Raw genomic sequence first — 25,451 nt, 5'->3', positions numbered from 1 at the left:
ATGACTGACAACCTGATCGAGATCCGCGACCTGTGCGTCGCCTTCAGCGGCCAGACCGTGGTGCGCAACCTGAGCCTGGATATCCGCCCCGGCGAGTGCCTGGCGCTGGTGGGCGAGTCGGGCTCGGGCAAATCGGTGACGGCCCATTCGATCCTGCAACTGCTGCCCCAGGCCGGCACCGCTACCACAGGGTCGGTGCGCTATCGCGGCCAGGAACTGCTCGGCGCCACCGCCAGCACCCTGCAAAAACTGCGGGGCAACCGTATCGCGATGATCTTCCAGGAGCCGATGACCTCCCTCAACCCCTTGCACAGCATCGAAAAGCAGATCGGCGAAACCCTGCTGCTGCACAAGGGCCTCGGCGGCAAGGCGGCCCAGGCGCGTATCCTCGAGCTGCTGGACCTGGTGGGCATCCGCAATCCCCAGGAACGCCTCAAGTCTTACCCCCATCAGTTGTCGGGCGGCCAGCGCCAGCGGGTGATGATTGCCATGGCCCTGGCCTGCGAGCCGGAACTGCTGATCGCCGACGAGCCGACTACCGCCCTGGATGTGACGGTGCAGCGCAAGATCCTGCTGCTGCTCAAATCCTTGCAGCAACGCCTGGGCATGTCCTTGCTGCTGATCAGCCATGACCTCAACCTGGTGCGCAGCATTGCCCAGCGCGTATGCGTGATGCAGGCCGGGGAAATCGTCGAGCAGGCCGACTGCCAAACCCTGTTCAATGCCCCACGACACCCCTACAGCCGCCTGCTGCTGGATGCCGAACCGGTCGGCACGGCACTGTGCCAGGATGCACGCGAGACGGTGTTGCAGGTCGACGGCCTGAGTGTGCGTTTCCCCATCGCTGGCGGGCTGTTCCGGCGCAGGCAGTACCTGCAAGCGGTGGATGGCATCAGCCTGGAACTGCAACGGGGCAAGACCCTGGGGATCGTCGGCGAGTCAGGCTCCGGCAAGTCCACCCTCGGCCAGGCAATCCTGCGCTTGCTCGACTCCAGCGGCAGCATCCGCTTCCAGGGCGAGGCCCTCGATAGCCTCAGCCAGAAACAGATGCGCCCGTGGCGCAAGCAGATGCAGGTGGTGTTCCAGGATCCCTATGGCAGCCTCAGCCCGCGCATGTCGGTGCAACAGATCATCAGCGAAGGCCTGGAGGTGCACGCGCCCTGCAGCCTGCAGGAGCGTGATGCGCAGGTGATCAAGGTGCTGCAGGATGTGGGCCTGGACCCGGCCAGCCGCCATCGCTACCCCCACGAATTCTCCGGTGGCCAGCGCCAACGCATCGCCATCGCCCGCGCCCTGGTGCTGCGCCCGGCCTTGATGCTGCTGGACGAGCCCACCTCGGCCCTGGATCGCACCGTGCAAAAACAAGTGGTGGCGCTGCTGCGTGAATTGCAGGAAAAGTACGGCCTGACCTACCTGTTTATCAGCCATGACCTGGCCGTTGTGCGGGCCATGGCCCACGACATGATCGTGATCAAGGACGGCAAGGTGGTCGAGCGTGGGCCGAGCCAGGCGGTGTTCGACTCACCACAGCACCCCTACACCCAGGAACTGCTGGCCGCCACGCAACTCCCTCTGTAGGAGCCGGCTTGCCGGCGATGGCGCCAGTAAAATCGCCATCGCCGGCAAACCGGCTCCTACAGGGGATCAGGTCATTCATTCATCTTTTTTGTTGGCGCCCCGAGCATGAACACCACCGAAAGCCTCAAGGACTACCCGCACGTTCGTGGCCTGGCGATCCAGTCCCTGTTCGAGATCATCGAGCAGTCCAGCGAAGGCACGGTAATTGTCGATCGCGACGCCAACATCGTGTGGATGAACGAGCGCTACGCCAAGCGCTTCGGCCTCAAAAGCGCCGACCAGGCCATCGGCCAGCCGTGCGAACAGGTGATCTCCAACAGCCTGCTACGCCAGGTGGTGCGCAGTGACCAGCCGATCCTCCTGGATATCCAGGACACGCCCAAAGGCCCGTTGGTGGTGATGCGCCTGCCGATCCACGACGATGCCGGCAAGGTCATCGGCGCCATCGGTTTTGCCCTGTTCGATGAGTTGCGCAACCTCTCGCCGATGATCGAGCGCTACCTGAGCATGCAACAGGAGTTGGCCTCGACCCGTTCGCTGCTGCGCTCGCGCCAGAGCAAATACAACTTCGCGCACTTTATCGGCACCAGCGCTGCCAGCCTGGAGGTCAAGCGCCGGGCGCGGCGCAGTGCCAGTGCCGAGTCGCCGGTGTTGCTGCTGGGCGAAACCGGCACCGGCAAGGAGCTGTTGGCCCAGGCCATCCATGGCGCCTCGCCACGCGCCCATAAGGCCTTTGTCAGCATCAACAGCGCCGCCATCCCCCACGACCTTCTGGAAGCCGAGTTTTTCGGCACCGCGCCCGGCGCATTCACCGGCGCCGACCGCAAGGGCCGCGCCGGCAAACTGCAAATCGCCCAGGGCGGGACGTTGTTTCTCGATGAAATCGGCGACATGCCGCTGCCCCTGCAAAGCAAACTGCTGCGGGTGCTGCAGGAGAAAGAGTTCGAGCCGGTGGGCTCCAACGAAATGATCCACAGCGACGTACGGGTGATCGCCGCGACCTCCACCGACCTGGAAGCCGCGATCAAGCGCGGCGAATTTCGCGCCGATTTGTATTACCGCCTCAACGTATTGCCGATCCAGGTCCCGCCCCTGCGCGAACGCCTGGATGATATTCCGGCGTTGAGCGAAGCGATCCTTGAAGAACTGCGCAGCCAGCATGAACTGGACCGCGAAGCCCTGGCGCTGCTGGCCGAGCATGCCTGGCCAGGAAACATCCGTGAGTTGCGCAACGTGCTGGAGCGCGCAGCGTTGCTCAGCGATGACCTGGTGTTGGATGCGCGGGAAATTCGTGCGGCGATTGGTACGTTCAGCCCGGTAGAGCGCAGCGCCGTGGCGCCAGTCGAGGTCCAGACCTTCAGCGCGGCACGGCAGCGGTTTGACCGGCAGTTGATTGCTGCCGCGTTGCGCCAGTGCGAGGGCAATGTGATCGAGGCGGCCAAGCAATTGGGGCTTGGGCGCTCGACGCTGTACAAAAAGATGGTGGCGCTGGGCATCGCTCAATCTCAATAAAGAGACACAAATCTATTTACCAAGACACCCCCCCTGTGGGAGCGGGCTTGCCCGCGAATGCGGTCTATCAGCAACAAATCATTGCCTGACACAGCGCTTTCGCGAGCAAGCCCGCTCCCACATTGGAATTTCATCTGTCTTGAAATAGAGACTGCGCATGAAAATCACAGCACAGAAATTATAAATATCTATATACATCAACAACTTACAAACTTGGCACGCTTCCCGCTATAGCCCCTTCCTACAGCATTACCCCACAACAATAACAATCCGATGGAGACACACCATGAGTGTGATCATTGCCCTGGCGGCGCTCGCGCTGCTGATGCTGGCCGCCTACCGTGGCTATAGCGTCATCCTGTTTGCCCCCATCGCCGCCCTTGGCGCCGTACTGCTCACCGACCCTTCCGCCGTCGCCCCCGCCTTTACCGGGGTGTTCATGGAAAAAATGGTCGGCTTTATCAAACTCTACTTCCCGGTGTTCCTGCTCGGCGCGGTGTTCGGCAAGCTGATCGAGCTGTCGGGCTTTTCGCGCTCGATCGTCGCGGCCGCCATCCGTCTGCTCGGCACCCGCCAGGCGATGCTGGTGATCGTGCTGGTGTGTGCCCTGCTGACCTACGGCGGCGTGTCGCTGTTTGTGGTGGTGTTTGCGGTGTACCCGTTCGCCGCCGAGATGTTCCGCCAGAGCAATATCCCCAAGCGCCTGATCCCGGCGACCATTGCCCTGGGCGCGTTCTCGTTCACCATGGACGCCCTGCCCGGCACGCCGCAGATCCAGAACATCATCCCCAGCACCTTCTTCAACACCACCGCCTGGGCCGCGCCGTGGCTGGGTCTGATCGGCACGATCTTTGTGTTCTGCGCCGGCATGCTGTACCTGGCACGCCAGCGCAACAAGGCCCAGCGTGCCGGCGAAGGCTATGGCACCGACTTGCGCAACGAGCCGGAAACCGCCGAAGACCTGAGCCTGCCCAACCCGTGGATCGCCCTGTCGCCGCTGATTCTGGTGGGGGTGATGAACCTGCTGTTCACCCACTGGATCCCGCAGTGGTACGGCAAGACCCACAGCCTTGCCCTGCCGGGCATGAGCGCGCCGGTGACCACGGAAATTGCCAAGCTCACCGCGATCTGGGCGGTGCAGGCCGCCTTGCTGGTGGGGATCATCATGGTCCTGGTATTCGGCTTTTCGGCGATCAAGAGCAAGCTGGCCGAAGGCAGTAAAAGCGCAGTCAGCGGCGCGCTGCTGGCGGCGATGAACACGGCTTCGGAATACGGCTTCGGTGCGGTGATCGCTTCGCTGCCGGGCTTCCTGGTGTTGGCGGACTGGCTCAAGGGCATCCCCAACCCGCTGGTCAACGAGGCGATTACCGTGACCCTGTTGGCCGGTATCACCGGCTCTGCTTCCGGCGGCATGAGCATCGCCCTGGCGGCCATGTCCGAGAGCTTTATTTCCGCGGCCCATGCCGCCAATATCCCCCTGGAAGTGCTGCACCGGGTCGCGGCCATGGCCAGCGGCGGCATGGACACCCTGCCCCACAACGGCGCGGTCATCACGCTGCTGGCGGTGACCGGGCTGACCCACCGCGAAGCCTACAAGGACATTTTCGGCATCACGATCATCAAGACCCTCGCGGTGTTCGTGGTGATCGGTACTTTCTACGCCACCGGCATTGTGTGAGGTTTTCATGACGACATTGAACGGCAAGACCGCCCTGGTCACCGGCTCCACCAGCGGCATCGGCCTGGGCATTGCACTGAGCCTGGCCAAGGCCGGCGCCAACCTGATCCTCAACGGCTTCGGCGATGCCAGCGCGGTGATCGCCCAAGTGCAGGCGTTTGGCGGCAAGGTCGGCCATCACCCGGCCGATGTCAGCGACCCGGCGCAGATCGCCGAGATGGTCGCCTACGCCGAGCGCGAGTTCGGTGGCATCGACATCCTGGTCAATAACGCGGGCATCCAGCATGTGGCGGCGGTGGAAGATTTTCCGGTGGAGCGCTGGGACTCGATCATCGCCATTAACCTGTCGTCGGTGTTCCACAGCACGCGCCTGAGCCTGCCGGGCATGAAGGCCAAGGGCTGGGGGCGGATCGTCAACATCGCTTCGGTGCACGGCCAGGTCGGCTCGGTGGGCAAGGCGGCCTACGTCGCGGCCAAGCATGGGGTAATCGGCCTGACCAAGGTCGTTGGCCTGGAAACCGCCACCAGCAACGTGACCTGCAACGCCATTTGCCCCGGCTGGGTCTTGACCCCGCTGGTGCAAAAGCAGATCGATGACCGCATTGCCGCAGGCGTCGACCCGCAACAGGCCCAGCATGACCTGCTGGCCGAGAAGCAGCCGTCATTGGAATTTGTCACGCCACCGCAGTTGGGTGAGCTGGTACTGTTCCTGTGCAGCGAGGCCGGCAGCCAGGTGCGTGGCGCGGCGTGGAACATCGATGGCGGGTGGTTGGCCCAGTAAACCCAAACACCGCAAACCCCCTGTAGAAGCTGGCTTGCCTGCAATAGCGGTCGGCCAGCCACCACCGCTATCGCAGGCAAGCCAGCTCCCACAGTTTAGATGTGTGATGCCTGGCAGATTTCATACAAGAACAAGAGAGTGCGCCATGTCCGATATCCTCTGGCAACCCAGCCCGGAACGCATCCACAACACCCGGATGGACCAGTTCCGGCGCTTTATCAATGATCGCCACGCCTTGCAGATCAACGATTACCCCAGCCTGCACCAATGGAGCATCGACCAGCGCCCGGCGTTCTGGGCGGCGATTGTCGAGTTCTTCGACGTGCAGTTTCGTACGCCGCCCGGCACAGTGCTGGTGGAAGGCGCGCAGATGCCCAGCGCGCAATGGTTTCCCGGCGCCACCCTGAACTTTGCCGAGCACCTGCTGCGCCGCCGCGATGACCACCCCGCCGTGGTCACCATCAGCGAAGACGGCCAGCGCGAACAACTGACCTATGCCGAACTGGCCCGCCACGTCGCCGGCCTGCAGCGCAGCCTGCAAGCAGCCGGCGTGGGCCAGGGAGATCGGGTGGCGGCGTGCATGCCCAATACCTGGCAAACCCTGGTGGGCATGCTTGCCACTACCAGCCTCGGGGCGATCTGGTCGTGTTCCTCGCCGGATTTCGGCACCCAAGGGGTGATCGACCGCTTCGGCCAGATCGAACCCAAGGTGCTGATCACCTGCGCCGGCTATCGCTACGCTGGCAAGCTGATCGACCAGAGCGCCAAGCTCAATGAAATCCTCGAGCGCCTGCCCACCCTGCAACAACTGATCATCGTGCCCTACGCCCGGCCCGAGGCGCGCGTCGAGGATTACCAGACCCAGGCCAACGTAGCCCTGTGGGATGACTTCTACCGCGCGGGCGGCGAACCGCAGTTTGTCGCCGTGCCCTTCGACCACCCGCTGTACATCCTCTACTCCAGCGGCACCACCGGCGTGCCCAAGTGCATCATCCACGGCACCGGTGGCGTGCTGCTGACCCACCTCAAGGAACACGGCCTGCACGCCGACCTGTCGCGCGACGACTGCTTGTTCTACTACACCACCTGCGGCTGGATGATGTGGAACTGGCTGGTCTCGGTACTGGCCATCGACGCCACGGTGGTGCTGTATGACGGCTCGCCATTTCATCCGGGGCCCGAGCGCCTGATTGACCTGATCGACCAGGAGCGCATCAGCGTGTTCGGCACCAGCCCGAAATTCCTCGCCACCCTGGAAAAAGCCGGCCTGCAACCGCGCCGCAGCCATGACCTGGGTAGCCTCAAGGGCCTGATCTCGACCGGCTCGCCACTGTCGCCCCAGAGCTACGACTACGTGTACCGCGAGATCAAGCAGGAGCTGTGCCTGTCGTCGATGTCGGGCGGTACCGACATCGTCTCCTGCTTTGTCATCGGCAACCCGGTGCTGCCGGTACGGCGCGGTGAAATGCAATGCAAGAGCCTGGCGATGGCCATCGAAGTGTGGGACGACCAGGGCCGGCCGCTGGTCGGCGAAAAAGGTGAACTGGTGTGCACCCGGCACTTCCCGGCCATGCCCATCGGCCTGTGGCATGACCCCCTGGGGGAAAAACTGCGCGCCTCGTATTTCAGCCAGTTCCCAGGTGTGTGGGCCCAGGGCGACTATGCCGAGCAACGCGCCAATGGCAGCCTGCTGATCCACGGGCGTTCGGATGCAGTGCTCAACCCCGGCGGCGTACGCATCGGCACGGCGGAGATCTACCGCCAGGTGGAAAAAGTCCCGCAGGTCCTGGAAAGCCTGGCCATCGGCCAACGCTGGCAGGACGATGTGCGCGTGGTGCTGTTTGTGCGGCTCAATGACGGCGAACACCTGGACGCCACACTCGAACAGCAGATCCGCGAGGTGATCCGCGCCAACACCACGCCGCGCCACGTGCCGGCGAAGATTCTCAGCGTGAGTGACATCCCGCGCACCATCAGCGGCAAGATCGTCGAACTGGCGGTAAGAAATGTCGTGCATGGCGAACCGGTGAAAAACACCGATGCCTTGGCCAACCCCGAGGCCCTGGAGCAGTTTCGCGACCGCCCTGAGCTGGCATAAAAGATGAAAGGTTTCAGCGCCCACACACTCATTTGAAGATAAACCCCTCAAGCATGCTATTTTTCGAGGGGTAGCCAGCCGTTTCCGCAGCACGGGATAATCGGCTTCTGTCATTCTTCAAGACGTTACGCGCGGGACACTTACATGAACGGATCACCCACCGGCAGCGAGGCCGCGGCCCTGATCGCACGGCTGGACTGGGCCACAAGCCCCCTCGGTGATGCCAGCCACTGGCCACAAAGCCTGCGCACGGCAATCGATATCGTCATCCACTCACCGATGCCGATGCTGTTGCTGTGGGGCGACGAACTCACGCAGATCTACAACGATGGCTTCGCCCTGCTGGCCGGCAACAAGCACCCCCAGGGCTTTGGCCAGCCGACCCACCGGGTCTGGCCGGAACTGCAACACTTCACCGCCCCCATCTACAGCGCCGTGCTGGCCGGCCAGGTGCGCACCTTCAGCGAGCAGCGTTTTGTCCTGCAACGCAACCACCGCGACACCGAAATCTGGCTGGACCTGACCTACAGCCCGATCCGCGACGAACGTGGCCGGGTCGCCGGGGTCCTGGTGACGGCGATTGAAACCAACGAGCGCCGGCAACTGGCCCAGGAGCTGCAACAACGCTCCGAGGCCAGCCTCAAGGCCCAGCACGATACCGAGCAACGCTTGCAACTGGCCCTGGCCGCCACCGATGCAGTGGGCACCTGGGACTGGGATATCAGCGAAGACCGCTTTATCGCCGACAGCCATTTTGCCCAATTGCATGGGGTTGATCCGGTTAACGCCCACCAGTTGCCCATCAGTGACTACCTGCAAGGCGTGCACCCGGAAGACCGCGGCATGGTGGCCCGCAGCATCAAGCATTGCATCACCCATGGCACCGAGTACGCCGAAGAATATCGCCTGCTCCAGGCCGACGGGCAGATACGCTGGGTGTTCGCCCGGGGCCGCTGCTACAAGGATCACCACGGCCGACCGGCGCGTTTTCTCGGTGCAGCCCTGGACCTGACCGAACGCAAGCACACCGAGCAAGCCCTGCGCCAGAGCCAGACCGAGCTGCAACTGATCATCAACGCGATGCCGGTGCTGATCGGCTATGTGGATCACCAGGAGCGCTTTCGCCTGAACAACAGCGCCTACCTCGACTGGTACGGCCTGACCCCGCAAGAGCTGTATGGCAAGACCATCCTCGAAGTGATCGGTGCCCAGGTGTACGCCGGGCGCGCCGACAAAATCGCTGCTGCGCTCAAGGGCAAGGCATGCAGTTTCATCACCGTCACTCCCCATCGCGACGGTCGGCCCCGGCATGCGCTGATGAAGTACCTGCCACGCTTCAGCGCCGATGGCTCGGTCAATGGCTTCTACATCTTTGTGATCGATGAGACCGAACGCAAACTCACCGAAGAAGCCCTGCGCCACCTCAACGACAACCTCGAAGAACGCGTGGCCCAGCGTACCCAGGCCCTGGCCGAGGCCAACCAGCGCCTGCAAAACGAAATGTTCGAGCGCGAGCGCGCTGAAGATGCGCTGCGCCATGCGCAAAAAATGGAAGCGGTCGGCCAGCTCACGGGCGGGATCGCCCATGACTTCAACAATATGCTCACCGGCATCATCGGCAGCCTGGACCTGATGCAACGCTACATCGCCGCCGGGCGCAGCGATGAGATCGGGCGCTTCACCGATGCCGCCGTATCCTCGGCCCATCGTGCGGCGGCCCTGACCCATCGCCTGCTGGCCTTCTCCCGGCGCCAGTCGCTGGACCGCCGGCCCCTGGACCCAAACCAGTTGGTTGCGTCCCTGGAAGACCTGTTCCGCCGTACCAAAGGCGCCCATATCGACCTCAAGGTGCAACTGGGCAGTGATATCTGGCCGGTGAACACCGACGCCAGCCAACTGGAAAACGCCCTGCTCAACCTGGTGATCAACGCCCGCGACGCCATGCCCGATGGCGGCCAACTGAGCATCGAGACGGCCAACAGCTACCTCGACGGCACCGACATCACCACCCTGGAACCGGTCAAGGCCGGCGACTACGTGATGCTCGGCGTGTGCGACAACGGCGCCGGCATGACCCCCAAGATCCTGGCCAAGGCCTTCGACCCGTTTTTCACCACCAAGCCCATCGGCCAGGGCACCGGCCTTGGGTTGTCGATGATTTATGGCTTTGCCCAGCAATCCGGCGGCCACGTCACGATCCACAGCGAACCGGGGCGTGGCACCTGCGTGCGCCTGTACCTGCCGCGCCTGCACGGCACCGCCCTGGAAAAAGTCCTGCCGCAAATCCCCGTGGAAGCCCCCGTGGCGCTGGATGGCGAAGCCGTGGTGGTGGTCGAGGACGATGCCGCAGTGCGCATGCTGGTGGTCAACCTGCTCGATGAGCTGGGCTACACCGCCCACCAGGCTGCCGATGCACGCGCGGCCTTGCCGTTGCTGGAGTCTGACCTGCGGGTGGACTTGCTGGTGACCGATGTCGGCCTGCCCGGCATGAACGGCCGGCAACTGGCGGAAATCGCCCGCCAGCACCGCCCTGAGCTCAAAGTGCTGTTCATGACCGGCTATGCCGAAACGGCCGCCGAGCGCCGCGGCTTCCTGGAAGACGGCATGGACATGGTGGCCAAGCCGTTTTCCATCGACCAGTTGGCCACGAAAATCCGCAGCATGATCGGCGTCAATGGCCAAGTTGATGCATAATCCCGCGCCTTCAAGCCCGACCGTTGCAAGGTAACTGCCCGATGAAAGCCCAAGCCCGCCATATCCTGGTCAAGACCAGCGAAGAAGCCGAACAGCTCAAGCAGCGTATTGCCAAGGGCGAAGCCTTTGATGTGCTGGCCAAGAAGTTCTCCACCTGCCCGTCCGGCAAGCGCGGCGGCGATCTGGGTGAAGTGCGGCCGGGGCAGATGGTCGGGGTGATCGATGCGGTGATCTTCAAGAAACCGCTGCGGGTGGTGCATGGGCCGATCAAGAGCAAGTTTGGGTATCACTTGGTGCAGGTGTTCTACCGCGACTGAGGGGTTGGCTCAAGGCCGCTATCGCAGGCAAGTCAGCTCCCACATTTGGATGTGTGAACCCGGCCAAATGTGGGAGCCGGGCTGGCCCGCGATCCGCCGCAGGCGGCCTTATAGCCTGGGAATCAGCGCACCCGGAACCTGGATCACCTGGCTCGCCAACCGGTGCCCCGCCAAGCCCGCTTCTTGTGGCGACCCACCCCTGAGCCGGCTGGCCAGATACGCCGCACTGAACGAATCCCCCGCCGCCGTGGTGTCCACCACCTTATCTACCACCACCGCCGGCACCGCAAAACGCTCGCCGCCCCGGCGAATCAGACAGTCATCCGCCCCGCGCTTGAGCACCACTTCATCAATCCCCGGATAGGCGGCGAACACCTGCTCGCTGTCGGCATAGCCAAACAGCGCACGCTCATCGTCCTCCGTGAGCAAGGCCATATCCACCAGCGCCAACACCTGCTGATAGGCCTCACGAGCGGCTTCGACACTGGCCCACAGACGCGGCCGATAGTTGTTGTCGAACACCACCCGGGCGCCACGTTGCCGGGCTTGCAGCAGCGTGGCCAGCAAGCGTGCGCGCCCCACTTCACCCAATACCGCCAGGGTGATGCCGCTCAAATACAGCACGTCGTAGCTGGGCAAGGCGGCCAGGACCGGTTCGGCCCCTGGCGTGGTGAAGCAATCGCGCACCGCCGCTTCGTTGCGCCAATAGAGGAATTTGCGCTCGCCATTGGCATCGGTCTGGATGCAATACAAACCCGGCAGGCGGCCTGGCAGGCGCTGGACGCGGTCCAGGCCAAGGCCTTCGGCGGCCCATTGCGCGCACATGGCATCGCTGAAACTGTCATCGCCCAGGGCGGTGACGTAATCCACCGTGCTGTTGGCGCCCAGCTCGCGGCGTAGGTAGACGGCGGTGTTCAGGGTGTCGCCACCGAAGCTCTGTTGCAGGCTGCCGTCGGCGCGGTGTTGCAGTTCGATCATGCATTCGCCGATCAGGGCGATGCGCGGGTGTGGGGTCATGTTCGGACTCTCGGCTGGGTTTTGGGGCCTCATCGCAGGCAAGCCAGCTCCCACATTGGGATTTGTGAACACATTCAAATGTGGGAGCTGGCTTGCCTGCGATGGCCGCGACGCGGTCTAGAAACAGGTGTGCAATGTCTCGATCACCTGCAACTGCTCATCCACCAAACACCCCACCTGCCACTTATCAAAGGTCAGGCACGGGTGCGAAGTGCCAAACGAGATGATGTCGCCAATACGCAGTTCAACCCCCGCCGCCACGCTCATGAAGGCGTGCTGGTCCATCACCGCCGTAACCTTGCAAGCACTCACGTCATCGCCCACCGCCGGCAACACGCCGGCCTTGTAGCGCTTGAGGGGCACCGGCAGGCCGGCGTCGTAGGCCACGTCACGCTTGCCCAGGGCAATCACTGCAAACCCCGGCTGCGGCAACGATTGCACATGGGCCCAGACTTCCAGGGCCGGGCGCAGGCCTTCAGTGAGGTCGCTGCGCCGGTCCAGCACACAGCATTGCGCCTCCTTGTAGATGCCGTGGTCGTGGGCCACATAGCTGCCGGGGCGCAGCACACTGAGGAAACGCCCTTCGGCGTTTTGTGCAGCGAAGGACTCGGCGATCAGGTCATACCAGGCCGAGCCCGATGCGGTGATGATTGGCTTGCCCAGGTCAAAGGCACCGCTGTTCTGCATATCCACCGCCAGGCGCACCAGGGACGCAGCAAACTCGCGAATACCGCTGACGGCATGCTCGCCGTGGATCACCCCTTCGTAACCTTCGATGCCGGTGAGCGCCAGGGCCGGCTGGGCCTTGATTGCCCGTGCCAGGTCCAGCACCTCTTGCTCGCTGCGGCAACCGCAACGGCCGCCGACCACGCCGTATTCGATCATCACGTTCAGGCGCAGGCCACGGGCAGCGAAGAACGCGCCCAGGTCAGCCACGTTGTCCGGGTGATCGACCAGGCAATGGAAGTCAAAGCCGGGGTCAGCCAGCAGCTCGGCGATCAGCGCCATGTTCGGCGCGCCCACCAATTGGTTGGCCATCAATACCCGGCGCACGCCACCGGCATAGGCCGCGCGGGTCTGCACGGCGGTGGCCAGGGTGATGCCCCAGGCGCCCTGCGCCAACTGACGCTGGAACAGCGCCGGCATCATGCTGGTCTTGCCATGGGGCGCCAGCTGCGCGCCGCTGCTGCTGACAAAGTCCTGCATCCAGCGGATGTTGTGTTCCAGGGCCGCGCGATGCAGCACCAGGGCGGGCAGGCTGACGTCGCGTACCAGGTGGGCACCGCTGGCGGCGGCACCTTTTTCAACGGCATTGAAGGCAGACATGGCGTTACTCCGTTTCGCTATTCATTGATGCGACGGGCCAGGTTGTTGGCGCTTTCGATCAGCACCCGGCGGTAGTCGGCGTAATTGTTCTTGGCGTCGGCCCGTGGAGCGACGATGCACAGGGTCGCAATGGCGACGCCCTGGGCGTCACGCACCGGGGCGGCAAAGCAGTGGGTAAAGGTGTCGGCAACACTGTCGAAGGAAAAGAACCCATCGACAGTGGCCTGGCGGATCTGCCCGAGGAAGGTGTCCAGGGGTAAACGCTGGCCGTCCGGCAGGATAAAGTCGTCGTGGTCGATCAGGTCGATGATCTGCTGGTCGCTCAAATGTCCCAGCAACAAGCGCCCGGAAGCGGTCCAGGGAATCGGCGCGTTTTCACCGATATCCGAAGAAATCCGGAAATGCCGCTCGCCCTCGCGCATCAGCGCCACCGTGTACTTGCGCCCGTTGAGCAGGCACATCTGCGCGGTCTCGTGGGTTTGGCTGACGATCTCCTGCAAGGCGTGATCGGCCTCGCGGGTCAGGTCGAAATGGCGCAAGTGGGCCTGGCCGAGGAAGTACAACTGACGCCCCAGGTACACGTGCCCGTCCTTGCCCACGGTTTCGAGAATCCGCCGCTCCAGCAGGGAGGCGACCAGTTCGTAGACCGTGGACTTGGGGCTGCCGATGCCACTGGCAATATCGTTGGGGCGCAGGGGCTGGCCGACTTCCTTGAGAAAATCGAGGATATCGAACGCCCGGTCCAGGCCTTTGGCGCGGCGTTTGATGGTGTCTTCGGTCATGGCGGTCTTCATCAGCGTAAGAGGTCCATGTGGGGCGGGGCTGTTGTGGGAGCGGGCTTGCTCGCGAAAGCGGTGTGTCAACCAACCATTTAGCGACTGACACTATGCTATCGCGGGCAAGCCCGCTCCCACCCACAGCCAGTCCACATTGGATTTGTGTGGTCTTGAGATCGGGCATTTAGCCTTTTTTCTTGTAGGCCACGCAATCGATCTCAACCTTGCAATCGACCATCATATTCGCCTGCACACAGGCCCGTGCCGGGGCGTGTTCGGGGGTGAAGTACTCGCCGAAGACTTTGTTGAAACTCCAGAAATCCCGCGGGTCCTCCAGCCATACGCCGACCCGGACCACGTCTTCAAGCCCGTAGCCGGCCTCTTCAAGGATCGCCACCACGTTCTTCATGGTCTGGTGGGTCTGCTCGACAATCCCGCCATTGATGATTTCGCCCTCCACCGCCGGCACCTGGCCCGACACGTACAACCAGCCATCGGCCTCCACCGCACGGGCGAATGGGCGGGGTTGGCCACCACCGGCGGTGCTGCCGGCGCCGTAACGAGTAATGCTCATAATGTTGCTCCTTGATTAAAAACGAATACTTTTCAGAAATTCCGCCAGGCGTGGCGATTGCGGGCGCTCGAAGATGTCTTGGGGCGGCCCCTGCTCTTCAATCCGGCCCTGGTTCATAAACACGATGTTGTCCGAGACCTCGTAGGCAAAGCGCATTTCGTGGGTCACCAGCAACATGGTCATGCCCTCTTGCGCCAGGCCCTTGATCACACTGAGCACCTCGCCGACCAACTCCGGGTCCAGCGCCGAGGTCACTTCGTCGAACAGCATCAGGCTGGGGTTCATCGCAATCGCCCGGGCAATCGCCACGCGCTGTTGCTGACCGCCGGACAACTGACCGGGGAAGTGGTTGCGCCGTTCCAGCAGGCCCACGCGCTCCAGCCATTTTTCCGCGAGGGCCACTGCCTCGTCCTTGCCCATATGCTTGACCTTGAGCAGGCCCAGGGTGACGTTCTGCAACGCGCTCAGATGGGGGAACAGGTTGAATTGCTGGAACGCCATGCCGGTCATGGCGCGGTGTTGGGCGATGAGTTTTTCCGGGTGGCGTACGCGCTTGCCGGCAACATCGGCATAGCCAATGGACTCTCCGTCGAGGGTAATCTGCCCGCCCTGGAACTCCTCCAGCAGGTTGACGCAGCGCAGCAGCGTGGTCTTGCCCGAGCCGCTGGAGCCGATCAAGGTCACCACGTTGCCGCGCTGCAACGACAGATCGACGCCCTTGAGGACTTCCACCGCGCCGTATTGTTTGCGCAGGCCGCTGATGTTGAGCAATGGTTGATTCATGGCAAGGCCACCCGCTTTTCAATGTAGCGCCCGAATAACTCGATGGCGTAGTTGATGACAAAGAACAGAAACCCGGCGAACAGGTAGAACTCCAGGGTCATGAAGGTCCGGGCGATCACTTGCTGAGTGCTCAACAGCAATTCGGCGACGCCGATCACCGACAGCAGGGTCGAGGCCTTGACGATCTCGGTGGAGGAATTGACCCAGGTCGGCAAAATCTGCCGCAGTGCCTGGGGCAGCAACACATAGCCCAGGGACTGATAGAAGGTCAGGCCGATGGCCTTGCCCGCTTCCAGTTGCCCACGGGGAATGGCTTGCAGCGCACCGCGCACAATCTCGGCGACGTGGGAGCCGCAAAACAGCGTCAGGCCCAGGGCGCCGGCCTGGAACGCACTGATCTGCCAACCGAGCGCCGGTGCCATATAGAAGCAGGCCAGCACCAGCACAAACACCGGGGTGCCACGGATCAGGTCAACGTACAGACGAAACGGCGCGCGCATCCAGAACTTGCCGTAGGTCAGCACCAGCCCGGCGACAATGCCGATCAGGGTGCCGAAGATAATCGCCAGCACCGAGCAATACACACTGGTCTGGAACCCCGCCCACAGGGTTGCCCGGGCGATCCACAACTCATGCAGCCAATACATGCAAAACCCCTCTCATCGACGAATCGCCAGGCGCTGTTCCAGGTAACGCAGCAGCAGGGCGATGAGGTAACAGGCAGCCACATAGAGCGCGGTCGTCACCAGCCAGGTTTCAATCACCCGGTAGCTTTCGACGTTGATCTTGCGGGCGTAATAGGTCAGCTCCGGCACCGCAATCGCCGCCGCCAGGGAGGTGTCCTTGAACAGCGAGATAAAGTTGTTCGACAGCGCCGGCAGCACGTTGCGCAGCATCACCGGCACCGTGATATAGGCGCGGATCTGCCACTCCCCCAGGCCAATCGCCAGGCCGGCTTCGCGCAGGCCCTTGGGAATATTCAACAGGCCGGCACGAAACACTTCGGTCAGATACGCCCCGGCATACAGCGACAGGGTGATGATGAACGAGGGGATCTTGTCCAGGCGGATACCCAGGCTGGGCAAGGCGAAGTAGATCAACAGGATCAGCACCAGGATCGGCGTGTTGCGCACCACCGTCACATACACCGAGGCCAGGATGCGCAGCGCACGGTGCCGGGACAGCATGGCAAAAGCCATCAACAGGCCGATCACGCAGCCGATGGCAATCGACAGCAAGGCCAGTTGCAGGCCCAGGCCGAGGCCCGCGAGCAAGGTGTCGAAATCGCGCCAGACTGCGGCAAAATTCAACTGATAGTTCATGGTCGGCAGTACCTTGAGCGGGGCGCCCGCTGCGACGCCGCGCGCTCAACAATCATTTGAATTCCACCGGAAAGCCAATCGCCGGGCTCGGCAGGTCGACGCCAAACCACTGCTTGAACGAGGCCGCATAGGTGGGGAACTCGACGCCGGTCATGGCTTCATGCAGCGCCGTGTTGACGAAGTTCAGCCAATCCTGGTCGCCACGCTTGACCGCGCACGCGTAGGTTTGCGGGCTCCAGGCGTAGGTGGGGCTGCGGTAGCGGCCGGGGTTCTGCACCATCAGGTACTTGACCGAAGACTGGTCGGTGGCAGCGGCGTCGGCACGCCCGGAGTTCACGGCCTGGTACATCAGGTCGACGCTGTCGTATTGGTCGACCTTGGCCTTGGGCAGCGCCTGGTGCACCAGTTCTTCGGCGTAGACGTTTTGCAGCACCGCCACGGTGACGTCGTCGCCCGCTGCCTGCAGGTCTTCGAGTTGCTGGTATTTGCTGTTGGCCGGCAACAGCAGGCCCACGCCTTCGCGGTAGTACGGCAGGGTGAACGCCACCTGTTGCGCGCGGCTGGCGGTGACGGTGATGAACTGGCAGCTCATGTCGACTTTGTTGGTCAACAGGTTGGGAATCCGCGCATCGGAGGACTGCACCACAAACTCGACCTTGCTCGGGTCGTTGAACAGGCCCTTGGCGACAATACGTCCGATATCGATATCAAAACCCTGCAACTTGCCATCCGCTCCCTGGAAGTGCCACGGCGCATTGGTACTGCCTGTACCGACGAGCAGATGCCCACGTTTGAGCACTTCATCGAGCTTGCTGTCGGCCTGCACTTGGCTGGCGAGGGAAGCCGAGGCGGCGAACAGAAAAACACAGGCTTTAAACACGGAAGGTCGGCGATGCATGACAAGCACTCCAGGAGTTGTGTATTCCGCTATACCGGAACATGGTATGTAACAACGGAATAGACAGCAGAAAGTGTGCCACAGCCAGTAACAGAAAAATATTGAAGAGTTAAAGGTGTTTTAAATCAGCCAGATAAGGACGCATCGACGAACCAGCGCCGCGCCAGTCACACCAGACACACTGCTACCGTGCGCCCCAATCCGTTGCGATCCGTCACATTTGGGTGCGTTACCTGTGAATTCTCACAGTAGACCGTCCGGCCCGCCCGGCTTAGGGTTTGGCCACCGGCCTATAAGGAGATTGTCATGGGACTGATCAACACGCTGATCGATAACGCAGATGCGTATAGACAGGCGCTGCAGACACAACGCACGGTGTTCATGCTCTTTGTATCGCCCCAGTGCCCGGCGTGCGGCGCGGCCAAGCCACTGTTTCGCAAAGTGGCCGGCCGCTATCGCCGTCAGGTAGCGCTTTATGTACTCGATACGAGCCAGACCCCACGGCATCCCGAGGTGACCGGCACACCGACGCTGCTGATATTGAAAAACGGCAGGCTGGTCGAAAAGCTCAAGGGGTTCGGCCCCTGGGAGACCCAGGAGCAGACCCTGAAGAGAACCTTCGAGCGGCACACCCGGGGTGTGCCGACCAAAAGGGCAAAACCCCGTTAACCCGCCGTGACAGGCATCAGCAACACCTGCGTCACCCGGCGCTCCTCCACCGCCGCCACCGTCAAGCGCCAGCCTTCGTATTCCAGGCTGTCACCCACCACCGGCAGGCGATCCAACAGGCTCATGACCAGGCCAGCCAAGGTCTGGTAATCCTCGGTGGCCACCGCCTGGAAACCCGTGCGCTGGCGAATCAGGTTCAGGTTCAACGCACCGTTGGCACGGTAACCGCCCTGCTCCTGGACGATGTCCGGGCCTTCGACTTCACTGGCATCGGGCAACTCACCGGCGATGGATTCGAGGATGTCAGTCATGCTCAACACCCCCATGAAATCGCCGAATTCGTTGATCACAAAGGCGATGTGCGTCGACTCCTGGCGCATCTGCTCCAGGGCGTTGAGGATCGAGAAGCTGTCGAGCAGGTTGATTGCCCGCCGCGCCAGGTGTTCCAGGTTCGGCTCGTTGCCGGCCAGGTACTCCTTGAGCAACTCCTTCTTATGCACGAAGCCCAGGGGCTCATCCACCGCGCCATTACGGATCAGCGGCAAGCGCGAGTAGGACGAGTGCATCAATTTCAGGCGAATCGTCTCCGGGTCGTCGGCCAAGTCGATGTAGTCGACATTCGCCCGCGGGGTCATCAAGGTGCGGATCGGCCGCTCGGCCAGCTGCAATACACCGCTGATCATCACGCGCTCACGGCGGTCGAACAGCGGGCCTTGACTGCCCTGGGAGTCGCCCAGCAGGTCCGTAACGTCCTCACCCACCTCTTCCACCGCCAGGCTGCGACCACCCAGCAAGCGCATCACCGCATGGGCAGTGCGCTCACGGATCGGCCGCACGCCTTGCGCCGACTTCTTGCGGCGCGCCCGGGCGATCTGGTTGAACACCTCGATCAGGATCGAGAAACCGATGGCCGCGTACAGGTAGCCTTTCGGGATGTGGAAGCCCAGGCCTTCGGCGGTCAGGGCGAAACCAATCATCATCAAGAAGCCCAGACACAGCATGATCACCGTCGGGTGCGCGTTGACGAAGCGGGTCAGCGGCTTGCTGGCCACGATCATCACGCCGATGGACACGATCACCGCGATCATCATCACCGCCAGCTCGTCCACCATGCCGACCGCAGTAATCACTGCGTCGAGGGAGAACACGGCGTCCAGCACCACGATCTGCGCCACGATCGGCCAGAACATCGCGTAGGCCGCATTGCCGGTACGTTCGGTGACATGCCCTTCGAGCCGCTCATGCAATTCCATGGTGGCCTTGAACAACAGGAACACACCACCAAACAGCATGATCAGGTCGCGTCCGGAGAAGCTCTTGTCGAACACCTCGAACAACGGCTGGGTCAAGGTCACCAACCAGGAAATACTCGCCAGCAAGCCCAGGCGCATGATCAGCGCCAGGGACAAACCGATCAACCGCGCACGGTCACGCTGCTCCGGCGGCAGCTTGTCCGCGAGGATCGCGATAAACACCAGATTGTCGATACCCAGCACCAGTTCCAACACAATCAAGGTCAACAGGCCGAGCCAGGCCGTTGGATCCGCTAACCATTCCATATAGAAGTCTCTGTCTCTTTATTGATTTTCAGAATGCCGGGCACAACAAGACGCGGTCGGGTGACCGGGAAAAGGTTAGCAGTCTGAATAGAGGATGTTTCAGCGGGAACGTCGGCAGTAGCGGTCTTGGGGAAAGACGACTGGGGGGCTCCGAGAGGGTGTTCATGCAAGTCCTGCAGTGAGAAAAGGACTTTAATCCTACAGCGTAAATACAAATCTCCTACAATTTAAAACTATTACAAGATCTGTAAAAGCCACCCCCAGAAGCCTGTGCTGTGAGCTTGTGTAGGAGCTGGCTTGCCAGCGATGCAGACACCTCGGTGTATCAGGTAGATCGAGGCGATGCTATCGCTGGCAAGCCAGCTCCTACACAAGCCAGCCCCCTCACACACGCCAGTGCCCATATTTTGAGAGGAGACAGGTCAGGTTTTACGGGTAGCGTCGTCCAGCGCCAGGATGGTGTGGGCATTGGTAACCGTGGTCGCCAGGGTATTGATCACCCCCGAGCGCAACGCCCCCAGGGTCGCGGCGGCCTTGGTGTTTTCACTGGCAATCGCCACCACATCGGGAATGCGGAACAACTCCTGCACCGTCAAGCCGATCACCCGCCCCTGGATGGCGTTGACCGCCGGCTGGCCGTGGATGTCGATAAAGTCGTAACCCATCATGTCACCCACCGTGCCGGACAAGCGCGCCTGGGCGATTTCCTGGGGTGAGAACCAGCCCATGCGCACCATGTTGCTGTTTTCGCTCATGTCACCAATACCGATCAGCGCCATATCGGCACGCCGTGCGCGGTCGAGGGTCGAGCGTACGGTGTCGTTGCTGATCAGCACGCTGCGCAGTTCCGGGTTGGCCACCAGCGCCGGGGCGTACAGGCTTTCGCTCTCGCCACCAAAACGCAGGGCCAGGCGGCGGCAGATATGGTCGGGGTTCATGTATTCGCCGGCCTTGAGCGAACCGCCAATGGCGCAGACAAACGTGCAGTTGCGCGTTACCGGCAAAAACACGTTATCGGCCACCGCCCCCACATTGCGCCCCATGCCCACGGCGACAATCATGCCGTCGCCCAGGGTCTTGTTCAGGTAGTTGGCCACCAGGCTGGCCACGGCGGAACGCTGGGTGTCGGCGTCGCTGTGGTCGACCGCGATCAACGCGCGATCCAACTGGAAACGCTCCACCAGCGCCTGTTCCAGTTCGTTGTTCATCGCCGGATGCTGCAGCACCCGCACCTCGACAATCCCTTCATCGCGCGCACGCTTGAGCAGCCGGCTGACTTTCGCCCGGGACAGGTCAAAGCGCTTGGCGATGGCTTCCTGAGTGACGTTCTCCAGGTAATAGAGCATCGCCACTTCGGTCATCAGATCGATATCGCTGGCGGTGCGCAGGGTACTGTCACTCATGGGGACGGGCTTCCGTTTCGGCGTCAAAGGCGCATTCTCCCGACTCTTACCCTGCTCCGTCCACTACTGATGCCCATCACGCTCAATGGCATTGATGCGCTCGACCTTGGCCCCGGACCGCGCCGCCTCGAACTCCGAGGCCAGAAACGCGGTGACGATGCTCTTGGCCAGTTCCGCCCCCACCACCCGCGCACCGATGGACAGGATCTGCGCATCGTTGCTCTTGCGCGCGCGCTCCGCCGAATAGGTGTCATGGGCCTGGGCCGCGCGAATACCCAAGACTTTATTGGCCGAGATCGCCATGCCGATGCCCGTGCCACACACCAGCACCCCCAGGCGCTGCTGCCCGGCATTGATGGCCGTGGCCACCGCCAGCGCAATATCCGGGTAGAGCACCGGCGCTGTGGAATGGGTGCCAAAGTCGGTCACCGGATACCCCAGCGCCTCGATATGGCGCTTTAACAGCTCCTTGAGCTCAAAACCCGCTTCGTCACATCCGATAGCCACCGGGAAAGGTGTGTTCATGGCATTAGGCTCCGCTGCCGTGGTGAAGCTTAAGACTGATCATATGATCACTCAATGAAATTTCGATCAGTCATTTCTCGGATATTCCCTCGCAACTGTCAAGCACGTTTTAACTGACCCTCCAGTCAAACCCCTCTAAAACGCCATACATCAAGAAAACCTTGGCGATTACAAGTTTTCAATGAAAGAGATTGACTGATCAGAATTTCATTTGATACACATATGATCACGCAGCAACACGACTGTGTACCTAATAAGAACTCACAGCACGAGGACACGCCGATGGCCACGCCATTACTGCTCCAGGCTGAACACGTCGCCAAGGCCTACGCCGGCATCCCTGCCCTGCGTGACGGCCGCCTCTCGCTGCGGGCCGGCAGTGTGCATGCCCTGTGCGGCGGCAATGGCGCCGGCAAATCCACGTTCCTCAGTATCTTGATGGGCATCACCCAGCGTGACGCCGGCAGCATCCTGCTCAATGGCGCCCCCGTGCATTTCCATCGCCCCAGCGAAGCATTGGCGGCGGGGGTCGCGATGATCACCCAGGAGCTGGAGCCAATCCCCTACATGAGCGTCGCCGAAAACATCTGGCTGGGCCGCGAACCTCGGCGCGCCGGCTGCATCGTCGACAGCAAGGAACTGCACCGGCGCACCCGCGAACTCCTGGAAAGCCTGGAGTTCGAGGTCGACGCCAGCGCGCCCATGCACCGCTTGAGCGTGGCGCAGATCCAACTGGTGGAGATCGCCAAGGCATTCAGCCATGACTGCCAGGTGATGATCATGGACGAACCCACGTCCGCCATCGGCGAGCGCGAAGCCGAAACCCTGTTCAAGGCCATCCGCCGCCTCACCGCCCGTGGCGCCGGGATCGTCTATGTGTCCCATCGCCTCAGCGAGCTTGCGCAGATTGCCGACGACTACAGCATCTTTCGCGATGGCGCCTTCGTCGAAAGCGGGCGCATGGCCGATATCGACCGCGCCCACCTGGTGCGCGGCATCGTCGGCCAGGAACTGACACGCATCGACCACAAGGTCGGCCGCGAAAGCGCCGCCGAGTGTTGCCTGGACGTCCAGGGCCTGAGCCGCAGCGGCGAGTTCCAGGACATCAGCCTGCAATTGCGCCAGGGCGAAATCCTCGGCATCTACGGCCTGATGGGCTCGGGGCGCAGCGAGTTCCTCAACTGCATCTACGGCCTGACCACCCCGGACGCCGGCAGCGTCACCCTGCAAGGCAAGCCGATGCCCATCGGCCTGCCCAAGGCGACCATCCGCGCCGGCATGTCCCTGGTCACCGAAGACCGCAAGGAAAGCGGCCTGGTGCTCAGCTCCAGCATCCTCTCGAACATCGCGTTGTCGGCGTACAAGCAGCTGTCGAACTGGTCGCTGATCAACGCGCGCAAGGAAAACCAACTGGCCGAGGACATGGTCAAGCGCCTGCAAATCAAGACCACCTCCCTGGACCTGCCGGTGGCGTCCATGAGCGGTGGCAACCAGCAAAAGGTGGTGCTCGCCAAATGCCTGTCGACCCAACCGGTGTGCCTGCTGTGCGACGAGCCGACCCGGGGCATCGATGAAGGCGCCAAGCAGGAGATCTATCACTTGCTCGACCAGTTCGTGCGCGCCGGTGGCGCGGCCATCGTGGTGTCGTCCGAGGCCCCGGAACTGCTGCACCTGAGTGACCGTATCGCGGTCTTCAAGGGCGGCCGCCTGGTGACTATCAGCAGCGACACCGCCCTTTCCCAGGAAGCCTTGTTGAGTCTTGCCTCATGAACGCCAAAACCCTTGCCACGCCACTGACCACCCCCGCGCGCAGCCGCCTGCGGCTTTCCCTCGACCGCTTTGGCCTGCCGCTGGTGTTTATCCTGCTGTGCGTGGTCATGGCGTTTGCCAGCGAATACTTCATGACCTGGCGCAACTGGATGGACATCCTGCGCCAGACATCCATCAACGGCATCCTGGCGGTGGGCATGACCTATGTGATCCTGACCAAGGGCATCGACCTCTCGGTAGGCTCGATCCTCGCCTTCGCCGGCCTGTGCAGCGCCCTGGTCGCGACCCAGGGCTACGGCCTGCTCGCTGCCGTCAGCGCCGGGATGTTTGCCGGGGCGATGCTGGGGGTGGTCAACGGGTTCATGGTGGCCAACCTGTCGATCCCGCCCTTTGTCGCCACCCTCGGCATGCTGAGTATTGCCCGAGGCATGACCTTTATCCTCAACGACGGCAGCCCGGTCACCGACCTGCCGGACGCCTACCTGGCGCTGGGCATCGGCAAGCTCGGACCGATTGGCGTACCGGTCGTCATCTTTGCCGTGGTCGCACTGATTTTCTGGATGGTGCTGCGCTACACCACCTACGGGCGCTATGTGTACGCGGTGGGCGGCAATGAAAAAAGCGCGCGCACCTCAGGGATCGGCGTGCGCAAGGTGACGTTCTCGGTGTATGTGGTTTCGGGTTTGCTGGCCGGCCTGGCAGGCGTGGTGCTGTCCGCGCGCACCACCTCCGCCCTGCCCCAGGCGGGTATGTCTTATGAGCTGGATGCGATTGCCGCCGTGGTGATCGGCGGCACCAGCTTGTCCGGCGGCGTCGGCACCATTGTCGGCACGCTGTTCGGCGCGCTGCTGATCGGGGTGATCAACAACGGCCTGAACCTGCTCGGCGTGTCCTCCTATTACCAACAGGTCGCCAAGGGCCTGATCATCGTGCTCGCGGTGTTGATCGACGTGTGGCGCAAGAAAAAACGCTAGTCGCTTTTGCTCTGAACCGAACTGAACGACCACAACAATAAACGGGGTTCTCATCATGAAATTCGCTACATCGTTTGCCGCCGTGGCGGCCCTCTCCCTGCTCGCCAGCAGCGTCACCCTGGCCGCCGATGGCAAGACCTACAAAGTCGGCGCCGCCGTGTACGGCCTCAAGGGCCAGTTCATGCAGAACTGGGTGCGCGAGCTCAAGGAACATCCGGCAGTCAAGGACGGCACCGTGCAGTTGACCGTGTTCGACGGTAACTATGACGCGCTGACCCAGAACAACCAGATCGAAAACATGGTCACCCAGCGCTATGACGCGATCCTGTTTGTACCTATCGACACCAAGGCCGGCGTCGGCACGGTGAAGCAGGCGATGTCCAATGATGTGGTGGTGATCGCCTCCAACACCAAGGTCGCCGATGCCAGCGTGCCGTACGTGGGCAACGACGATGTCGAGGGCGGTCGCCTGCAGGCCCAGGCCATGGTCGACAAGCTCCAGGGCAAGGGCAATGTGGTGATCATCCAGGGCCCGATCGGCCAGTCGGCGCAGATCGACCGCGAAAAGGGCGAGCTGGAAGTGCTGGGCAAGCACCCCGGAATCAAGATCATCGAGAAAAAGACCGCCAACTGGGACCGCGCCCAGGCCCTGACCCTGACTGAAGACTGGCTGAACGCCCACCCCAAGGGCATCAACGGGGTGATCGCGCAAAACGACGACATGGCCCTGGGCGCCGTGCAGGCCCTCAAATCCCATGGCCTGACCTCCAAGGAGGTGCCCGTCACCTCCATCGACGGCATGCCCGACGCCATCCAGGCGGCCAAAAGAGACGAAGTCACCACCTTCCTGCAAGACGCCCAGGCCCAGTCCCAGGGCGCACTGGACGTGGCCCTGCGGCAACTGGCGGGCAAGGACTACAAACCCAAGTCGGTGATCTGGGAGCGTTATGCCAAGGACGTGACCTGGGGCGACGGCACCGCGAAGAACTACATCCTGCCGTGGGTGCCGGTGACCAATGCCAATGCGGATGCGCTGTACCAGCAGGTCAGCGGTACTAAATAGCAGTTCGACCTATAAATGCTATCCAAATGTGGGAGCGGGCTTGCTCGCGAAGGCGGTGGGTCAGCCAACTGATGTGTCAACTGACACACCGCCTTCGCGAGCAAGCCCGCTCCCACATTTGAATCTCCAGCGAC

Annotated in this window: 22 protein-coding genes; 11 read left to right on the top strand and 11 right to left on the bottom strand. The window is 62.4% G+C overall.

The genetic code is table 11. The annotated features are described in order from the left end of the window. The 7 genes from HBO11_RS05085 (at position 1) to HBO11_RS05055 (ending at position 10,658) form a co-directional block, all read left to right on the top strand. Positions 1 to 1,578 (top strand): ABC transporter ATP-binding protein, encoded by a 1,578-nt coding sequence (locus tag HBO11_RS05085; RefSeq protein WP_169956534.1) that lies wholly within the window; start codon positions 1 to 3, stop codon positions 1,576 to 1,578. Between the two features lie 105 nt (positions 1,579 to 1,683). After that, the gene (locus tag HBO11_RS05080) at positions 1,684 to 3,090 is read left to right on the top strand and encodes a sigma 54-interacting transcriptional regulator (protein WP_169956536.1); all 1,407 of its coding nucleotides are present in this window, start codon (positions 1,684 to 1,686) and stop codon (positions 3,088 to 3,090) included. Between the two features lie 286 nt (positions 3,091 to 3,376). Beyond that, a complete protein-coding gene (locus tag HBO11_RS05075) occupies positions 3,377 to 4,768 on the top strand; it encodes a GntP family permease (RefSeq protein WP_029293751.1) in 1,392 nt (463 codons plus the stop codon). 7 nt (positions 4,769 to 4,775) lie between these two features. Continuing rightward, positions 4,776 to 5,549: a 3-hydroxybutyrate dehydrogenase gene (locus HBO11_RS05070; RefSeq protein WP_057959252.1), complete on the top strand. Its 774-nt coding sequence runs from the start codon at positions 4,776 to 4,778 to the stop codon at positions 5,547 to 5,549. A gap of 145 nt (positions 5,550 to 5,694) precedes the next feature. Continuing rightward, a complete protein-coding gene (locus HBO11_RS05065; RefSeq protein ID WP_169956538.1) occupies positions 5,695 to 7,647 on the top strand; it encodes an acetoacetate--CoA ligase in 1,953 nt (650 codons plus the stop codon). A gap of 144 nt (positions 7,648 to 7,791) precedes the next feature. Beyond that, a complete protein-coding gene (locus HBO11_RS05060) occupies positions 7,792 to 10,341 on the top strand; it encodes a PAS domain-containing protein (RefSeq protein WP_169956564.1) in 2,550 nt (849 codons plus the stop codon). A gap of 41 nt (positions 10,342 to 10,382) precedes the next feature. Beyond that, on the top strand, positions 10,383 to 10,658 hold the full coding sequence (locus HBO11_RS05055) for a peptidylprolyl isomerase (protein ID WP_029293742.1): 276 nt from the start codon (positions 10,383 to 10,385) through the stop codon (positions 10,656 to 10,658). Positions 10,659 to 10,766: 108 nt separating this feature from the next. Here the strand turns inward: HBO11_RS05055 and HBO11_RS05050 are convergent, their stop codons facing one another. From HBO11_RS05050 to HBO11_RS05015, 8 genes are all read right to left on the bottom strand, one after another. Further along, positions 10,767 to 11,675, bottom strand: a complete 909-nt coding sequence (locus HBO11_RS05050) for a sugar kinase (RefSeq protein WP_169956566.1) — start codon at positions 11,673 to 11,675, stop codon at positions 10,767 to 10,769. 117 nt (positions 11,676 to 11,792) lie between these two features. Next, positions 11,793 to 13,001 (bottom strand): amino acid deaminase, encoded by a 1,209-nt coding sequence (locus HBO11_RS05045; protein WP_169956568.1) that lies wholly within the window; start codon positions 12,999 to 13,001, stop codon positions 11,793 to 11,795. A gap of 17 nt (positions 13,002 to 13,018) precedes the next feature. Then, entirely contained in the window at positions 13,019 to 13,783 is a 765-nt protein-coding gene (locus HBO11_RS05040) for an IclR family transcriptional regulator (protein ID WP_169956620.1), read from the bottom strand. A gap of 178 nt (positions 13,784 to 13,961) precedes the next feature. Continuing rightward, a complete protein-coding gene (locus HBO11_RS05035; RefSeq protein ID WP_032857221.1) occupies positions 13,962 to 14,351 on the bottom strand; it encodes a RidA family protein in 390 nt (129 codons plus the stop codon). Between the two features lie 15 nt (positions 14,352 to 14,366). Further along, positions 14,367 to 15,134: an amino acid ABC transporter ATP-binding protein gene (locus HBO11_RS05030; RefSeq protein WP_169956570.1), complete on the bottom strand. Its 768-nt coding sequence runs from the start codon at positions 15,132 to 15,134 to the stop codon at positions 14,367 to 14,369. Beyond that, positions 15,131 to 15,781, bottom strand: a complete 651-nt coding sequence (locus HBO11_RS05025) for an amino acid ABC transporter permease (protein ID WP_057440845.1) — start codon at positions 15,779 to 15,781, stop codon at positions 15,131 to 15,133. Before HBO11_RS05025 ends, HBO11_RS05030 begins: the two co-directional genes overlap by 4 nt. Positions 15,782 to 15,793: 12 nt before the next feature. After that, a complete protein-coding gene (locus HBO11_RS05020; RefSeq protein WP_169956572.1) occupies positions 15,794 to 16,456 on the bottom strand; it encodes an amino acid ABC transporter permease in 663 nt (220 codons plus the stop codon). A 52-nt stretch (positions 16,457 to 16,508) separates the two neighbouring features. After that, a complete protein-coding gene (locus HBO11_RS05015) occupies positions 16,509 to 17,354 on the bottom strand; it encodes a transporter substrate-binding domain-containing protein (RefSeq protein ID WP_169956574.1) in 846 nt (281 codons plus the stop codon). Between the two features lie 306 nt (positions 17,355 to 17,660). On the opposite strand from HBO11_RS05015, the gene HBO11_RS05010 reads away from it, so the two are divergent. Then, a complete protein-coding gene (locus tag HBO11_RS05010; RefSeq protein ID WP_169956576.1) occupies positions 17,661 to 18,023 on the top strand; it encodes a thioredoxin family protein in 363 nt (120 codons plus the stop codon). Here the strand turns inward: HBO11_RS05010 and HBO11_RS05005 are convergent. The 3 genes from HBO11_RS05005 to rpiB all read right to left on the bottom strand — a co-directional run bounded on the left by HBO11_RS05005 (position 18,020) and on the right by rpiB (position 21,510). Further along, on the bottom strand, positions 18,020 to 19,582 hold the full coding sequence (locus HBO11_RS05005; protein WP_169956578.1) for a TerC family protein: 1,563 nt from the start codon (positions 19,580 to 19,582) through the stop codon (positions 18,020 to 18,022). The two genes, HBO11_RS05010 and HBO11_RS05005, sit on opposite strands and share 4 nt — an antisense overlap. Positions 19,583 to 20,004: 422 nt before the next feature. Next, positions 20,005 to 20,985: a sugar-binding transcriptional regulator gene (locus tag HBO11_RS05000; protein WP_029293725.1), complete on the bottom strand. Its 981-nt coding sequence runs from the start codon at positions 20,983 to 20,985 to the stop codon at positions 20,005 to 20,007. 63 nt (positions 20,986 to 21,048) lie between these two features. Further along, positions 21,049 to 21,510, bottom strand: a complete 462-nt coding sequence (gene rpiB, locus HBO11_RS04995; protein ID WP_029293723.1) for a ribose 5-phosphate isomerase B — start codon at positions 21,508 to 21,510, stop codon at positions 21,049 to 21,051. 282 nt (positions 21,511 to 21,792) lie between these two features. On the opposite strand from rpiB, the gene HBO11_RS04990 reads away from it, so the two are divergent. The 3 genes from HBO11_RS04990 to HBO11_RS04980 are packed head-to-tail and all read left to right on the top strand — an operon-like array spanning position 21,793 to position 25,317. Then, positions 21,793 to 23,280, top strand: a complete 1,488-nt coding sequence (locus tag HBO11_RS04990; protein ID WP_169956580.1) for a sugar ABC transporter ATP-binding protein — start codon at positions 21,793 to 21,795, stop codon at positions 23,278 to 23,280. Continuing rightward, entirely contained in the window at positions 23,277 to 24,254 is a 978-nt protein-coding gene (locus HBO11_RS04985; protein WP_169956582.1) for an ABC transporter permease, read from the top strand. The genes HBO11_RS04990 and HBO11_RS04985 overlap by 4 nt, the downstream gene beginning before the upstream one ends. 55 nt (positions 24,255 to 24,309) lie before the next feature. Next, positions 24,310 to 25,317, top strand: coding sequence for a substrate-binding domain-containing protein (locus tag HBO11_RS04980; RefSeq protein ID WP_169956584.1), 1,008 nt, complete (start codon positions 24,310 to 24,312; stop codon positions 25,315 to 25,317). Positions 25,318 to 25,451: the final 134 nt, after the last annotated feature.

It is taken from the genome of Pseudomonas sp. WS 5010 (assembly GCF_012985565.1).
Classification (GTDB): Bacteria; Pseudomonadota; Gammaproteobacteria; order Pseudomonadales; family Pseudomonadaceae; genus Aquipseudomonas.
Note: the sequence above shows the minus strand (reverse complement) of the source record. Positions and strands in the feature narration are given on the sequence as shown.

Bases quoted from the DNA above. Each gene is read 5' to 3' on its own strand.
- HBO11_RS05085 (WP_169956534.1), top strand. From the start codon at position 1: ATGACTGACAACCTGATCGAGATCCGCGACCTGTGCGTCGCCTTCAGC.
- HBO11_RS05080 (WP_169956536.1), top strand. From the start codon at position 1,684: ATGAACACCACCGAAAGCCTCAAGGACTACCCGCACGTTCGTGGCCTG.
- HBO11_RS05075 (WP_029293751.1), top strand. From the start codon at position 3,377: ATGAGTGTGATCATTGCCCTGGCGGCGCTCGCGCTGCTGATGCTGGCC.
- HBO11_RS05070 (WP_057959252.1), top strand. From the start codon at position 4,776: ATGACGACATTGAACGGCAAGACCGCCCTGGTCACCGGCTCCACCAGC.
- HBO11_RS05065 (WP_169956538.1), top strand. From the start codon at position 5,695: ATGTCCGATATCCTCTGGCAACCCAGCCCGGAACGCATCCACAACACC.
- HBO11_RS05060 (WP_169956564.1), top strand. From the start codon at position 7,792: ATGAACGGATCACCCACCGGCAGCGAGGCCGCGGCCCTGATCGCACGG.
- HBO11_RS05055 (WP_029293742.1), top strand. From the start codon at position 10,383: ATGAAAGCCCAAGCCCGCCATATCCTGGTCAAGACCAGCGAAGAAGCC.
- HBO11_RS05050 (WP_169956566.1), bottom strand. From the start codon at position 11,675: ATGACCCCACACCCGCGCATCGCCCTGATCGGCGAATGCATGATCGAA.
- HBO11_RS05045 (WP_169956568.1), bottom strand. From the start codon at position 13,001: ATGTCTGCCTTCAATGCCGTTGAAAAAGGTGCCGCCGCCAGCGGTGCC.
- HBO11_RS05040 (WP_169956620.1), bottom strand. From the start codon at position 13,783: ATGACCGAAGACACCATCAAACGCCGCGCCAAAGGCCTGGACCGGGCG.
- HBO11_RS05035 (WP_032857221.1), bottom strand. From the start codon at position 14,351: ATGAGCATTACTCGTTACGGCGCCGGCAGCACCGCCGGTGGTGGCCAA.
- HBO11_RS05030 (WP_169956570.1), bottom strand. From the start codon at position 15,134: ATGAATCAACCATTGCTCAACATCAGCGGCCTGCGCAAACAATACGGC.
- HBO11_RS05025 (WP_057440845.1), bottom strand. From the start codon at position 15,781: ATGTATTGGCTGCATGAGTTGTGGATCGCCCGGGCAACCCTGTGGGCG.
- HBO11_RS05020 (WP_169956572.1), bottom strand. From the start codon at position 16,456: ATGAACTATCAGTTGAATTTTGCCGCAGTCTGGCGCGATTTCGACACC.
- HBO11_RS05015 (WP_169956574.1), bottom strand. From the start codon at position 17,354: ATGCATCGCCGACCTTCCGTGTTTAAAGCCTGTGTTTTTCTGTTCGCC.
- HBO11_RS05010 (WP_169956576.1), top strand. From the start codon at position 17,661: ATGGGACTGATCAACACGCTGATCGATAACGCAGATGCGTATAGACAG.
- HBO11_RS05005 (WP_169956578.1), bottom strand. From the start codon at position 19,582: ATGGAATGGTTAGCGGATCCAACGGCCTGGCTCGGCCTGTTGACCTTG.
- HBO11_RS05000 (WP_029293725.1), bottom strand. From the start codon at position 20,985: ATGAGTGACAGTACCCTGCGCACCGCCAGCGATATCGATCTGATGACC.
- rpiB (WP_029293723.1), bottom strand. From the start codon at position 21,510: ATGAACACACCTTTCCCGGTGGCTATCGGATGTGACGAAGCGGGTTTT.
- HBO11_RS04990 (WP_169956580.1), top strand. From the start codon at position 21,793: ATGGCCACGCCATTACTGCTCCAGGCTGAACACGTCGCCAAGGCCTAC.
- HBO11_RS04985 (WP_169956582.1), top strand. From the start codon at position 23,277: ATGAACGCCAAAACCCTTGCCACGCCACTGACCACCCCCGCGCGCAGC.
- HBO11_RS04980 (WP_169956584.1), top strand. From the start codon at position 24,310: ATGAAATTCGCTACATCGTTTGCCGCCGTGGCGGCCCTCTCCCTGCTC.